16 protein-coding genes are annotated in these 13663 nt (G+C 50.0%); 13 read left to right on the top strand and 3 right to left on the bottom strand.

The window, feature by feature from the left end:
• Nucleotides 1–95: 95 nt before the first annotated feature.
• From B0X71_RS13630 to B0X71_RS13615, 4 genes are all read left to right on the top strand, one after another.
• Complete coding sequence (locus B0X71_RS13630) at nt 96–605, top strand: DUF6933 domain-containing protein (protein ID WP_077589938.1); 510 nt, start codon at nt 96–98, stop codon at nt 603–605.
• A 26-nt stretch (nt 606–631) separates the two neighbouring features.
• Nucleotides 632–1120, top strand: a complete 489-nt coding sequence (locus B0X71_RS13625) for a VanZ family protein (RefSeq protein WP_077589937.1) — start codon at nt 632–634, stop codon at nt 1118–1120.
• A gap of 108 nt (nt 1121–1228) precedes the next feature.
• A complete protein-coding gene (gene dacB / locus B0X71_RS13620) occupies nt 1229–2671 on the top strand; it encodes a D-alanyl-D-alanine carboxypeptidase/D-alanyl-D-alanine endopeptidase (protein WP_408634149.1) in 1443 nt (480 codons plus the stop codon).
• A 19-nt stretch (nt 2672–2690) separates the two neighbouring features.
• Nucleotides 2691–3476: a class I SAM-dependent methyltransferase gene (locus tag B0X71_RS13615; protein ID WP_198038604.1), complete on the top strand. Its 786-nt coding sequence runs from the start codon at nt 2691–2693 to the stop codon at nt 3474–3476.
• 202 nt (nt 3477–3678) lie between these two features.
• Here B0X71_RS13615 and B0X71_RS13610 read toward each other — a convergent pair whose 3' ends face one another.
• Together B0X71_RS13610 and B0X71_RS13605 are read right to left on the bottom strand one after the other, a co-directional pair.
• Nucleotides 3679–4389: a helix-turn-helix domain-containing protein gene (locus tag B0X71_RS13610; protein ID WP_077589934.1), complete on the bottom strand. Its 711-nt coding sequence runs from the start codon at nt 4387–4389 to the stop codon at nt 3679–3681.
• 114 nt (nt 4390–4503) lie between these two features.
• Nucleotides 4504–4713 (bottom strand): hypothetical protein, encoded by a 210-nt coding sequence (locus B0X71_RS13605; protein WP_156889876.1) that lies wholly within the window; start codon nt 4711–4713, stop codon nt 4504–4506.
• 203 nt (nt 4714–4916) lie between these two features.
• Here B0X71_RS13605 and B0X71_RS13600 point away from each other — a divergent pair, with 203 nt between their 5' ends.
• From B0X71_RS13600 to B0X71_RS13575, 6 genes are all read left to right on the top strand, one after another.
• Nucleotides 4917–5450: an SEC-C metal-binding domain-containing protein gene (locus tag B0X71_RS13600; protein ID WP_077589932.1), complete on the top strand. Its 534-nt coding sequence runs from the start codon at nt 4917–4919 to the stop codon at nt 5448–5450.
• Nucleotides 5450–6721 (top strand): hypothetical protein, encoded by a 1272-nt coding sequence (locus B0X71_RS13595; RefSeq protein ID WP_077589931.1) that lies wholly within the window; start codon nt 5450–5452, stop codon nt 6719–6721. The genes B0X71_RS13600 and B0X71_RS13595 overlap by 1 nt, the downstream gene beginning before the upstream one ends.
• Nucleotides 6722–6806: 85 nt before the next feature.
• A complete protein-coding gene (locus B0X71_RS13590) occupies nt 6807–7451 on the top strand; it encodes a flavin reductase family protein (protein WP_077589930.1) in 645 nt (214 codons plus the stop codon).
• A gap of 194 nt (nt 7452–7645) precedes the next feature.
• The gene (locus tag B0X71_RS13585) at nt 7646–8116 is read left to right on the top strand and encodes an immunoglobulin-like domain-containing protein (RefSeq protein WP_077589929.1); all 471 of its coding nucleotides are present in this window, start codon (nt 7646–7648) and stop codon (nt 8114–8116) included.
• A 65-nt stretch (nt 8117–8181) separates the two neighbouring features.
• A complete protein-coding gene (locus B0X71_RS13580; RefSeq protein ID WP_077589928.1) occupies nt 8182–8487 on the top strand; it encodes a hypothetical protein in 306 nt (101 codons plus the stop codon).
• A 133-nt stretch (nt 8488–8620) separates the two neighbouring features.
• The gene (locus B0X71_RS13575; protein WP_077589927.1) at nt 8621–9613 is read left to right on the top strand and encodes an oxidoreductase; all 993 of its coding nucleotides are present in this window, start codon (nt 8621–8623) and stop codon (nt 9611–9613) included.
• Nucleotides 9614–9671: 58 nt separating this feature from the next.
• Here the strand turns inward: B0X71_RS13575 and B0X71_RS13570 are convergent, their stop codons facing one another.
• Nucleotides 9672–10409: an NERD domain-containing protein gene (locus B0X71_RS13570; RefSeq protein ID WP_077589926.1), complete on the bottom strand. Its 738-nt coding sequence runs from the start codon at nt 10407–10409 to the stop codon at nt 9672–9674.
• Nucleotides 10410–10679: 270 nt separating this feature from the next.
• Here B0X71_RS13570 and B0X71_RS13565 point away from each other — a divergent pair, with 270 nt between their 5' ends.
• Genes B0X71_RS13565 through B0X71_RS13555 form a run of 3 tightly spaced genes read left to right on the top strand, consistent with a single transcriptional unit; the run spans nt 10680 to nt 13647 of the window.
• A complete protein-coding gene (locus B0X71_RS13565) occupies nt 10680–11441 on the top strand; it encodes a hypothetical protein (protein ID WP_077589925.1) in 762 nt (253 codons plus the stop codon).
• Nucleotides 11438–12667 (top strand): glycosyltransferase family 2 protein, encoded by a 1230-nt coding sequence (locus B0X71_RS13560; protein WP_077589924.1) that lies wholly within the window; start codon nt 11438–11440, stop codon nt 12665–12667. The genes B0X71_RS13565 and B0X71_RS13560 overlap by 4 nt, the downstream gene beginning before the upstream one ends.
• Entirely contained in the window at nt 12664–13647 is a 984-nt protein-coding gene (locus B0X71_RS13555) for a hypothetical protein (protein ID WP_077589923.1), read from the top strand. Before B0X71_RS13560 ends, B0X71_RS13555 begins: the two co-directional genes overlap by 4 nt.
• Nucleotides 13648–13663 lie beyond the last annotated feature (16 nt).

The raw sequence follows: 13663 nt of genomic DNA, 5'->3' as shown, positions 1-13663 counted from the left end.
CACCGGTGAACAGCAGAACAGGAGCGTATTATAAAGAGGTTTATATTTCTGAAGTATGATCTGTATGACCGGTTGTATGAAAGGACAGAATATACATGATGACTATCCAGTGCACGAAAAAAATGCTTGATAGCATGAAGGTCAAGCCGGAACCGAAGCCCGGAGACGAACAGGATGCGCTCTATGCCTGGCATGCTAACCTGCTGATGCTGCAGCGGCGGAAGTTCATTCTTCTGATGAACAACAAAACCCGGTATAATTTTCTCATAGGTCCAGTGACGAAGAAGGAAATGGCTAAGTTTGAGAAAATCATGCGACAGGAACTGGCGGCGAATCTGGCGGCGGACGGTACGGATGAGGAACTGATCAAGGCGTACCTTTCCCGAATGGATGGCGTGCGCTTTACAAAAACGAGTGAGCGGTCCATCCTCGGCCAATTGAATGAAAGTGCATTTTATATCGAAGCGATTCTGGACAGCGGGGAATCGGTCAGTCTCTCTGATATTAATCGGCGGCTGAACGAGTTCGTCATGCTGAAGCTTCCGCTGGTGTATTCAGGCAAGACGATGATTGCAGAGCTGACCGGCCGATTTGCAGGACATTGATTAGGTAGAGAAAAGGAATTGAACAGATGAATAAGACATACATTTTTTCCTGGGTCCCTGTTCTCCTGTGGATGGCGCTGATTTTCTTCCTGTCAGGCCAGCAGGGCTCGGCATCCGGCGGGCTCAGTTCCGGAATCACCGGAATGGTAATGAACACAATTGAAAGTGTCTTGCCGTTCCTGGAGATTGATCCAGAACAGTTTCACACATTTATCCGGAAGTGCGCACATTTCATAGCGTATTTGATATTGGCGGTACTGGCGCTTTACGCACTCAGACAAAGCGGAATCCATGGTATCCGTAGCATTTTCAGCGCATTTATCATCGCGGTTCTGTATGCCATATCGGATGAATATCACCAATCTTTCGTGCCGGGGCGAGGTCCTGCCGTGACGGATGTACTCATTGACAGTGCTGGAGCCGCAGCGGGGATTGGCCTCTATTTTTGGAGAACCCTGTTCCGTAAGCCGAGGCCAAGCCAAGAAGTACAGCGACAATGCGCAGAAGAAAAATAACTCTCAGACAGCATAAAGTTAGCCAGTTCCCATGCGGGCTGGCTTTTTTGCTTATGGAGAAAACAGTTTTTCAGAAAAAGGGAAAGAAAAATCAGAATATTGGTTCTGCTGATATGGTATGATTTTTTCAGGAAACGCAAAGGGGCTGACGAGTTGTTCACAGAGAAAGAAGGGCGTTACAGCGGGCTTGCAGGGAAGCTGAACCGGATTATTGCCGATAATCGGCTGATGGGTGCGTTAGCGGGTGTCAGCATCCGGAAAGCGGATACGGGTGAGAAAATTTATGATCACTACGGGGAGATGCGGCTGCGGCCTGCATCGAATATGAAATTGTTTTCGGGCGCTGCTGCACTTGAAATCCTGGGAGAGAACTACCGCTTTACAACGGAAATACATACCGACGGAACTTTGGAGGAAGGAGTGCTGAACGGGAGTTTGTATTTGATCGGCAAAGGAGATCCGACACTGGTGGAAGGAGATTTCCGCACGTTTGCTATAGAGCTGAAGAAGCAGGGTATCCGGCGTGTGAACGGAGATCTCATCGGGGATGATACGTGGTTTGATGCGGTCCGGTTATCTTCCGGCATCACTTGGACGGATGAAACTTACTATTACGGTTCACAAATATCTGCGCTGACCGCTTCACCGAATAGCGACTACGATGCCGGTTCTGTGCTTGTGGAAGTGCATCCTGGTAAAGAGGAAGGGGCCGCGGCGCAAGTGATGTTATCGCCATCGACAGATTATGTATCGGTCACGAACCGGGCGATAACAGCGGGCGCAGATGAACCGAATTCGATTGAAATTCTTCGGGTGCATGGGACCAATGAAATTACAGTGACAGGAAGCATACCTTCTGGCACCGAAAAAGCACGGGAATGGATTTCCGTCTGGGAACCGGCAGGATATGCATTGCGTCTTTTTTATCAGGCACTGGCGGCTGAAGGAATCGAAATAAATGGCTTGCGGATGGGCAAAGTGCCTGCAGACACCGCATTGCTGACGGACCGGCAATCGATGCCGCTTCGGGAACTTCTGATTCCGTTCATGAAACTGAGCAATAACGGCCATGCCGAAATTCTGACAAAAGAAATGGGGAGGAAGGTGCACGGGGAAGGCAGCTGGGATGCGGGTCTGCGCGTCATCGAAGAAGTCGCGGCAACTCTGGGCGTCAACACGGCGACGATTCAGCTGCGCGATGGCTCCGGCATGTCGCATGCCAATATGATTCCGGCAAATGAAATCTCACAATTACTGTTTGCGGTGCAGGCGAAGCCTTGGTATGAAGCGTTCCTTGCGTCGCTTCCGATTGCAGGCGCGGAAGAGCGTTTCGTCGGTGGCACGCTCCGGGACCGCTTGACGGATGGAGCAGCTAACGGGAATGTTCAGGCGAAAACAGGCACGTTGACATCTGTCTCTACGCTATCCGGCTATGTGACGGCAAAAAGCGGCGAACGTCTCATCTTTTCGGTTTTGGTCAATAACCTGCTGGAAGATGAAAAAACCACTGAAGATGCTATCGCAGCGGCGATTGCCGAGTACGGTGAATAATTCACGGGAAATCGGGGGGATGAACATGGAAAAAACGGCAAAAGAAAAAGTGAAGCATGTATTTGGCAGAAACGCGGATAAGTACGTGACAAGTGATAGTCATGCAAAAGGAACAGATTTACCGTTGCTGGCCGAGTGGCTGCAACCTGCAAAAACTGCTGTTGCGCTTGACGTCGCGACTGGTGGCGGCCATGTCGCAAAAGCGCTCGCACCGCATACCGCTCTTGTTCTTGCGACCGATCTGACCGAAAAGATGCTGGACAATACCGCCAAGTACTTGCGGTCTTCGTTTGATAATGTCATGTTTGTTATCGCCGATGCGGAATCGCTGCCTTTTCTGCAGGATACATTCGATATCGTGACGTGCCGGATTGCACCGCATCATTTCCCGAATCCGGACCGTTTCATTGCGGAAACTGCACGGGTGTTGAAACCAGGCGGAAAATTCCTGATGATTGATAACGTGGCACCGAATGATCCGGCACTTGGCGCTTTCATGAATCAAACCGAAAAATTGCGTGATGACAGCCACGTGCGTTGCCTGTCAAAGGACGAGTGGACGGAATTGTTTACGGCGAACGGGCTCATGATCACAAAAGCATTGGATCGCAAGAAAACCTTCGATTACCCGGTATGGGTAGCGCGCACTGCAGAAAACGACGACCAGATCGGGCGCGTCACCGAGCATTTATTGGGAGCGGACCCGGTTGCCATGGATTATTTCGCCATCACGGGGCAAGGAGATGCAATCCAAAAATTAGTCATTGATGAGTGGATGGTCATGTGCGAAAAACAATTAAAGTGAATGCGGTGAACCTCTCCTGTTGTTATGGAGGGGTTTTTAATTTGGCGTTAGAGATAGCAGCCCCTAACTGATGGAACTCAAGCACAAACTAGTGGAACTCAAGCCACAACTGGTGGAACTCAAGCCCCAACTTGTGGAACTCGCAAAGAAACAGCCCCGCTGTTTCATGAAGCATACTAACGTCACAACGAAAGAAGCCGGCTCACACGGAGCCGGCTTCTTTCGGTTCACTTGTTAGGATCGGATTAGATTCAATATCAAGGAAGGCCAGCGCTTCTCGGCTGTTGCCCTCCAGGTCGGGGCTGAAAATGTGTTTGGAGATACAGGCAATCCCGCTCCGTTTTGCCAGCCGGTCCAGCTGGTTTTTCATGAACCGGGAATTGCAGAGGACGACCACCCGGTTCAAGTACGGCAGCAGCCAGGTCTGAAGTTCTTCCCAGACGTCATACACTTCAGGGGAGAAGACGAAAGGAAGGCCGTCGATGATCATCGGCTGGTTATCGATGAGCAGTTTCACTTCACCTTTTTTGAGGAGCAGGACCAGGCTTTTGATGTTCTGCGCGATTTTATGTACGTCGTGCTCGTTCAGCGGACCGGTGACTTTCCAGGCCATAACTTGATTATCGAAGTCAATATCGTAAACGAACCTGGTCTCTAACGGTTTTTTAAGATCCCGTTTTAAGGAAGTGGAACGCGGAGCGAATCGTTCGTCTTCAAACAGATAAGACAGATCAACATCCAATGCATTGGCGATTTTCTCGATATTGAGAAGAGATAAGTTCTTTTCACCGCGCTCGACAGCACCGACATAGGAGCGGTCCAGTTCAGCTCGGATGGCCAGTGATTCCTGAGTGATGCCGGCTTTCAGACGCAGTTCTTTCATCCGCACGCCAAAGTCTTTTAAAACATCCATCGCAGCCCCTCGCTTCAACCGTTTATTATTTATTATAAAATGCGCTGGCCGTTCTGGCTATACAGAACAAGTTGCAGCCGGACCATCGGGAGGATGGTCCGGCTGAATAAAAATCTATAAGAGCAGTGGTGTTTTGTAGATCGGATTGAGAAGACGCTTCCGGCGCTTCGTCCGCAGGCGTCTCATCACTTTTTCCAGGAATCGCTTGTCCATCTTGTCCTGATGACGCCAAGCTCCTTCAGCTCTTCTCTCAACTTCCTCTTTTTGCGACTGAGCGGCTAGTTCCAAATCCATCATATTGATCAGCTCCTGTGCAAATGACATGGCGGCTGCAGCCTGCAGGTTCCGCAGCCTCAATCATTATAGATAATAGGCGAAGGGAAGTGCTACGGACTATAAATCCCATTTCCAGGTTTACTGAAATTAATTTTAAAGACTGTAAAAGTAGGGTAAACTTTCAGTGGACCAGGAAACATCGGGAAGTATGATAGACTTATTTCGAGATATTTTTAGAAGAGGTGAATGGAATGACTGGACGCAATGAGCCTTGCCCGTGCGGCAGCGGTAAGAAACATAAGAAATGCTGCGGACGGCCAAAAGAGATTCATGAGTTAATCGATGAAGAACTGCAAAGTGTAATGGAAGGGGCCGTAAATGAAGGGCTCGGCCACCGTGAGCATAATGAAATATCGGAACGCATTACGAAATGGTCGAAAGAGCTGACGGGCCTATTCGATGAACAACTTATTGAAACACTAGCGTTTGAAACATACATGTATATCGAGCGCCAAGAGTTGTGGCGGCGGTTTCTGATCCGTCAGGTGAACACAGCGCAACGCCCGCAGGTACGGGACGTGCTGACTGCCTGGCAGCAGCCGTTCATCGCACTCGGCAAAGTGACGGCGAACGACGGCTTTACGCTGACCCTTCAGGATGAAGTGAGCAAGCAGCTGTACACAATCGCAGCGAATGCCTATCGGGGAACGGCGGCTGGCTATTCGGCACTGTTATGCCGGATCCGCGAGGCGGTGAGCGCAGCCTTCAAGGAACAGCCGGACTGATGTTCATACCGCCGAATCAGAAAAAACTGATGGAAGCTATTAAAGAGCGACTGCAGTCCTTCGACGGTGATGTGCTTTCGCTGTACAAATTATTCGGCGAGTTTGAAGGGGAACTGGAGTTTTCCGCATTTGAACAGGATGTACTGGCGGCGGTTGACCGCTACTTAACAGAACATGGACTGGAACGGGATACGATGATGCGGATTGCCCAGCTGTTTCTGCTGAAGGAACCGGTCAATGCCCGAAAAGCCGAAGCAGTGGCAGCAGGGCTGATTGCAGGTGCAACAGAAAATGCGGTGTTCGGCGACCGGGATGTGACGCAGAAAGAAATTGGTGAATACTTCGATGTGACTGGCGGCACGCTGGCCAAATACCGCGACATGGTTGCCGACTTCATCGCCGAGCGTGTGAGTCAGGTTGTCTCGGAGCAATTCGGGACAGCGGAAGAAATCGGAACCGACCCACAGCCGACTGAACGGGAGCTGTGGGAAATGTTCACGCGGGTTTCCCGGCATGAAGGTGCTTCTGCCGATGAGCTGGACCGGATGCTGCAGGAAGAGCAGAACCAACCATTCGAACCGGCGACCGATGAAGAGCGGGCGCAGCAGTTTTGCTATGATGCATATGATTCCGGCAGTGATGCAGAACGGCTGCAGCTCGCCCGGCAGGCAGCTGAACTTGCACCGGATCTTCCGGATGTGAATTTGCTGCTGGCGGAACAGGAAGAAGATATCCTTCAGAAGGAAACCTATTTTCTGAAAGCTGTCAATACCGGACTTCGCCGCTATGAGTCCGACTTTGATGATTCATGGCTGTACGTGCCAAACCGGCCGGCACTGCGGGCTTTATTCGCGTTTGGAGCCTGGAAAATCACTCAAGGGGATACCGAACGGGCATTGCAGGAGCTTGCTCATCTGCTGGAGCGCAACTCCCAGGATCACCAGGGAACCGGCTGGCTTTTGGCAAGCTCGCTGCTCACAGAAGGGAAACTTGCAGAAGCGGGCCAATTGCTCGATGTGCTCGACAGTGTAGCGGAAAATGCCCGGCTGTATCTGAGTCAGCTGCGGGAATCACTCGAAGCGGGTGCTTCTTACGATGCGGCAGTTGATGCACTGTTGGCACTGGATGCCGACGAAGGTGTGAAAGAGCGTATCCGATCAATCACAGATCCGGGGATGTTCCCGCGCCGGATCTCGCTCGTTGAGGAAGAAGCGCAATTCACCTATTGGCTGCTGTACTGGCCGCTCATGAAACTGAAAGCTGCTGAGTAACAGAAACCGTCGCCATCCGGAAAAGGGCGGCGGTTTTTCTGTCCTATGGAATAAAATGAATCCAAGATCTGAAAGAGGGATGACGATGATCATTGATCCAAATGAACTTTCCGTAAAGGATATGTATAAATTATTGGTCGGCAGTGTGGTGCCGCGGCCGATTGCCTGGGTATCGACGATTTCGCAGGAGGGAATTCCGAATCTGGCACCGTACAGTTTTTTTAATGTGGTATCCCGGAATCCGCCGATGCTCGCTTTCTCGGTTGGTGAAGGGACAGGGGAACGGAAAGGAACAGTGAAGGATACGCTGCACAATATCCGCGATCAGAAGGAATTCGTCATTAATATTCTGACGTCGTCGATGGGAAATGAAATGGCAAAAAGCGCCGAGACGCTGCCGCCTGACGTGGATGAATTCGACTACGCCGATTTGCCATCCGCAGCAAGTGAAGTCGTAAGGGCTCCACGCGTTGCGGAAGCGCCCGTCAGCATGGAATGCAAACTCCACACAATCCTTCAGCTTGGAGATGACCACCTTGTCATCGGCCAATTGGTACGGTTCCATGTGGATGACGAGTTATACGAAAACGGACGGATTAACTTGGAGAAACTGGCTCCGCTCGGCCGGCTTGCCGGGAATTATGCACTGGTTGAGACCATTTTTTCTTTGCCGAACGACAATCTGGGCGAACTCATCAAAAAGCCGGTGGATAAAAGCGGCAGGCGCTGAAAGGGAGATGGAAAAACTGGGTTGAGATTTTTCCGGTGAATGAGGAAGATACGAAAAATGGGTATTGGTTATTAGATATGGGATGGATGAAGTAATTTGATCGGCTCGAAACTGAGGGAAGTAATCCCATGCTTGACGCCCATCAAGGTTCCGGAAGATGGCCTCTGCTAGGCTTCAGTCAGGAGGCGATCGTGATGAAAAGAATCCTGGCTTTAAGTCTGGTATTCCTTGCTGCCTGCGGAAATGAAGAAACAGTACCTACATTCGCTGATCCGGTGCCTGAACAGGTGATGCCAATGGAAAGAGAAGGGATATCCATTGCGCTTGCAGAAGATTCATTTACAGATCCCCCGGTTGAAATTACAACGACTATGATGAATGAGAGCGGACAAGCCATGGAATTCGGCGAGTATTTTTCAATCGAAGTGAATAAGGATGGTCAATGGTTCGCAATGGATCATTCGGATGCTGTCTTTTATAAGGATGCCGATTTCAAGGACTACGGTAAGGAGTTGCCGGCAGGAGCTGAAATCCAGCAGACTTTCTCGATCAAGAAGCTGGGCGAGACTCTCTTGCCGGGTGAGTATCGGCTTGTGAAGACATTTTCGGCGTCCGAAGCACCTTTCTACGAAACTTCCGTCGCGGTGCCATTTACGGTGAAATAAGTGTTTGAATTCGCTCTTATACGTCAAAACAGTATATAGGACGAAAAATGAAAGGAGTTTATGCAATGGCTGCATATGAATTGAGAAGACTGCAAATGACGAAGAGTGGAGAAGAAATTGAATTTGCATCCGGATCATTCCTGGAAAAGGAATTGGATGGCAATGTTCAGTACGAATTGGTGATGCACAACGTGCCGCGCTATGAGTTGTTTTTGGATAACCTGCAATCGGAAGAGCCGGTGCATGTAACGTTTGAAACCTTCGATAACAAAACCGGACGTGCGGATATGAATGTGCGCACAGTGAATAAGGAAAAGCCGAAAGATAATATCGTGGAACTTGAGACAATTCATCCGATCGAATTTAAATAAGCGGCCGTGCAAGAAAAGTCGCTCACTGGCCCGCCTGGTCCGGTGAGCGGCTTTTTTATGATTGGACTATGCGGTCGGAAAACGGGTAAAGGATGGTGTTGCATCAATGTCTTGACAGAAGAGGAGGAGCACGATGTCTTTGTTGAATCATCCGATCAATATCGGAAGTATTGAATTGGCAAATCGGCTGATTGCTGCACCCATGCAGCAGTATCGCGGAAGCGCTGAAGGCTATGCGACGGACTACCATGCCGGCCATTACAGCAGGTTTGCAGCAGGCGGCTTGGGACTTGTGATAATTGAATCGACAAGTATAGCTGAAAGCGGCCGGCTGTTTCAGAATGATATTGGGATTTTCAGTGACCGGCACATCAGCCCATTGAAAAATGTGACGGAAGCGGTCCATAAACATGGCGTGCCGGTGTTTATCCAGTTATGCCATGGCGGCCGAAAAGCTTCCCCGGATAACCAAGGGGAAATGTTGGCGCCGAGTGCATTGCCATACAATGAGGATTATGGAACGCCGAACGAGATGACACAGGAAGAAATCCGGGAAGTCGTGGAGCAATTCCGGCAGGCAGCGGGGAGGTCGGTGGAAGCGGGATTCGATGGCATCGAATTGCACGCGGCTCATGGGTATTTGCTGCATCAATTCCTGTCACCGCTATCCAATAAGCGCGAGGACGCCTATGGCGGCTCTTTCGAAAACCGGTTACGGATTCTAAAAGAGGTTCTCCAAGCTGTGCGGAAGCAGGTAGGGGAAGAGTATCCTGTACAGATCCGCTTTTCGGCCACTGATTATGTCGATGGCGGTTTAACACCTGACGATATCGGGGGAGCGGTGAATGCACTTGAACCATTCGGAGTGGATGCTATCCATGTATCGACCGGCGGACTGTTGCCGGTAAAACCATCTGATGTCGGCCCGGGATACCAGGTGCCGCATGCGGCGACCATTAAGGGATATACAGAGGTACCAGTCATTGCGGTGGGATTAATTCACACGCAAGAACTGGCGGAAGAGGTTGTGAAGTCACGGCGGGCGGACTGCATCGCCATCGGCCGGCCGCTGCTGGAGGATCCGGATTTTGTGAAGAACTGGCTATTCAGCAATCCCGTTAAATAAACGCGACACTGCATACATCAGGCAAAAAGCCGTTCCCCTGAAAATCGGGGATCGGCTTTTAAGCTGCGGTGAACCGGCATTTCGGAAAAGCCGAACAGCCGGTGAACGACCCGCGTTTCCCGGTCCGCGCGACAAGCGGCTGACCGCATTTTGGACAGATGCCTTGTGACATATCTTTTGCTTTCTGCTGCTGATCCGCCTGAATGGTCGCCACATGCTGTTGTTTGACAGTTCTGCCGCGCAAACTGAAGGTGCGGATCTGATCGGCGATCTCATGCACTTTCCGCTGGCTGAATCTCTCTTCTGTATACGACTTGATGACAGGGACAACGCCATCTGTCTGGACAACGTGAATGTGATCGGAAGTCACATCGATTTTTTTCAACGTGCCGCTGTTGGTGAACGCCACGATGGAAACGATCGGTTGCACGTAATCCGGCAAATACTGTTCGAGTGTTTTGATATGGCCATAATTCTGGTGGATCGGGTTTTGGAATTGCCGCTTGGATTTATAGATGGTCTGCGTCCATTTGGCATTTTTCTCCGAACCAAAAATCCAGCCTTGGTAGTTTTTCGTCTCGATTACGAAGATGCCATTTCGCCCGATGACAATATGGTCGATCTGCGCCGTTTTGTTCCCGTTTTGCAGCGTAATGTCATTCAATATTTCAATGTTTTCCTTTCCTAACCCCCGCAAGGCAAACCGGATGCCCATTTCTCCTAAATACCCTTTCACTTGTGGCGACTTCAATGCGATGCCGACTGCAAGCAAAGTCAGTAAAATGCCGATAGCCAAATTCCTACACCTCCCATTTGAATGAAATAAAAAATAATTTAAAACTATTTTTCCTGCGAGTTATTGTTTCTTTCTTTCAGTATGCCTGTACATCTTCAATAATGGAACAGTTTTTGAAATTTTTTATTACTTAAAACGCAGGACAATTGATATTACAATTTTTTATTCATTTTTTATGAATATATAGTTATGGTGAATCAGGAGTCGTTGTAGTAATGTAAGATAAATGGTTTAATTTTTATAATTTTTAGAAAAATGGAGGTGAAAGGAATGGGGAAGAATGTAAGGCTGAGCACATTGTTAATACTGATTCTTGTCACAGGCTGGGCAATCGGGATGGCTGGATTACCGTTTTCACGGGAGACCGCGATAGTCGCCTGTATATCGGTACTCATTATGACTTCGATTCACGGGCGGTATCTATTTGCCTACATCATGAGTGCTGTGTTAAGTTATGGCGCTTTTCTTACCATTTATGCCTTTGCAGCTGAAGAGCGCTCGTCAGTGGAGATGCTTTACATTTATAGCCACCTGCTGTTCACTGCGTTCATGCTCCTTTACTGGCTCCTTCTGCATGAAATTAAACAGATCGGCTATGAGTCGGATGAGCTTCGCCGTCGGGTTAGGGAATTACAGAAATACGGTCCCGATTCCGAATTACTGACGGTACATGAATTCATGGAACAAGCTGTCTGGGTGTTAAAAGCGGCTGAACGGAATCAGGAGGAGACATGGCTCGTGGAAATCGAAATTATTCCTGGGGCCATGCGCACGCATTCCAGTCTCCGGGATGTAATGGAATGGACCACTTTAACGACTATGCGCCAAAAGTTCGACCTGGCGACAGCAGTTCATGATAGAATTTACTTATTGCTGAAGGGAACGTCTGAAGAAGGAGTTGCCCGGGTACTGGCACGTTATCAGGCGAATCTGCAGCAGGAATTGAATTTGGTCAAAACGCCTTACCGCGCCCGGAAGGAACGTATTTCCCATATCGGTCAGCTTGTGCGGGTGAAGGAGGAAGCGGTATGACAGTGATCCTGATTGCCATCCTCCTTTTTTTCTGGCTGCTGCTTGTATTCTATTCTTTGCTGACTGTTGCAGGGATCATGAACCGGCTGCAAAGCCGGCAGCCCAAAAGCTTAAAACATTACCCGAGTGTGTCGGTGCTGATTCCGGCCCATAATGAGGACGTTGTGCTTGAAGACACATTGCGGGCGATGATCCGGCTTCGGTATCGCGGTCAGTTGGATATTTACCTGCTCGATGATGGTTCGACAGACCGCACAGCGGAAATCGCAAAGGAATTCGCAGAGCTGTTTTCCCGTATCCATTACATTCCTGTACCGGCAGGGAAGCCATCCGGCAAGTCCCGTGTCCTGAACTACGGGCTTGGGATGACTGAGTCGGATTATTTCGTTGTTTATGACGCGGATAATGAACCGGAACAGGATGCGGTTAAAAAACTGGTGGAAGCGGCGGAGAGAACACCGAATTCAGCGGGAGCTGTCGGTTACGTGAAGACGAAGAATACGGACACCAATCTGCTGACAGCCATGATCGGTCTGGAGTTTCAAGTGTTTCAATTACTGATGCAATGCGGGCGCTGGTCGCTGTTCAATCTCGGTTCCCTCGCTGGAACAAATATGCTGCTCCGGCGGTTCATCATCCAGGAACTCGGCGGCTATGATGTGAATGCGCTTGCGGAAGATGCCGAGCTTACGGTCCGGCTGACCGCCTTGGGTTATACACTTCCTGTCGTGCCGGTTTCCCGTACATGGGAGCAGGAACCGGAGACGCTGCGGGCGTTCATCAGGCAGCGGACCCGCTGGCTGAGTGGTAATCTCTATTTGCTGGAAAAATCATTCCGGGACCGTTCACTCTGGTCCGGCCGGACGTTTATCCTGAGTCTGCAGCATGTGCTCACTTACCTCATGTTCGTGCTCACGCTGCTTGTGTCGGACGTGTTTTTTCTTGCAAGTCTCGCAGGAGCCCAATTGCCGGCAATGGATGCGCCGTTGACCATGCTATGGTTTATGACTTATATCCTGTATGTGGGCCAGTTGCTGAGTGCACTTGTCGTGGACCGGAATGTATCGGCGAAAAATGTTCTGCTTGCCCTCATCATGTATTTCACATATGCGCAGCTGTTTCTGCTCCTGCTGTTCCGCAGCATCAGTATATACACGTGGAATCGGCTGCGTAAAAAAACCATCGCCTGGGACAAGACCCAGCGCTTTAAAGGAACGGTGGAATGAATAAATGGCTACAGGCATTGCTGGCCGTGGTTGCGCTGGTCGGCTGTGCCGGTGATGATCCGCAGCAAAGTCAGGATACGGAGAAGGGGACGGCTGTGCAGCAGGAAGTTGCAGCGAAGTATATGAATGAGGAAGGGTTTATCCATGCCTACCCGGATAAACAGGACTCCGCCTATTTATCCGAGAGCATCGGACTGTATATGCAGTACTTGGTGGAAGCTGGCGATGCTGAGGCATTTGCCGGACAGTTCAGGCGCCTTCAGGAAGCGTTCATCACAGAAGAACAGGGAGGCACGTTCGTCCGTTGGGTACTCTATGAAAATTCAAATGTCAATGCGCTCATAGACGATATGCGGCTGATCCGCGTATTGCGGGAAGGAGCGGAGCGGTTCGGGGAACCGGCTTACCGGGAGCTGGCCGACCGGCTCGCTTCTACGCTTTTGCGCCTTCAGCAGACGGAAAGCTATCCCGTCGATTATTACGACTGGTCAATCGGTCAGCCGGCGCAGCGGATCACGCTCAGCTATTTGATCGATGATCCTTCCGGAACGGTCGGCGGCCAGGATTTGCTTGAAAATGTGGACGAAACAGAACTATTTTTCCCGGAGTATTATGATTTTCAGCAAGGCAATTATGTAAAAAACGACGAAGTGCACATGATCGACCAATTGCTGATTGCCATTAATCGGGCGGATAAAGGACTTTCTTCCGACCGCTTCGATGACTGGCTGCTGACGGAGTGGAACACTGAAGGGAAAGTATTCGGCCGGTATGATCGGAATTCACTCCAGGCAACCGTCCCGTATGAATCACTTGCTGTCTATTACTTTCTGCAAGCGTATTTTGAACGAATCGGGGAGCCGGAGCTTGCAGAAGAAGTTACAGCAAATGTGCGGGTAATCGCCAGCGAACATGATGAAGATGCACTGCATTTTTTCGATTACATTCATTATCAGCTCCTGCTGCAGAAAAAGGACTGATAAAAGGGGGATTGAG

The organism is Planococcus lenghuensis (genome assembly GCF_001999905.1).
Lineage (GTDB): Bacteria > Bacillota > Bacilli > Bacillales_A > Planococcaceae > Indiicoccus > Indiicoccus lenghuensis.
This window is presented reverse-complemented; position numbering and strand designations above follow the sequence as displayed.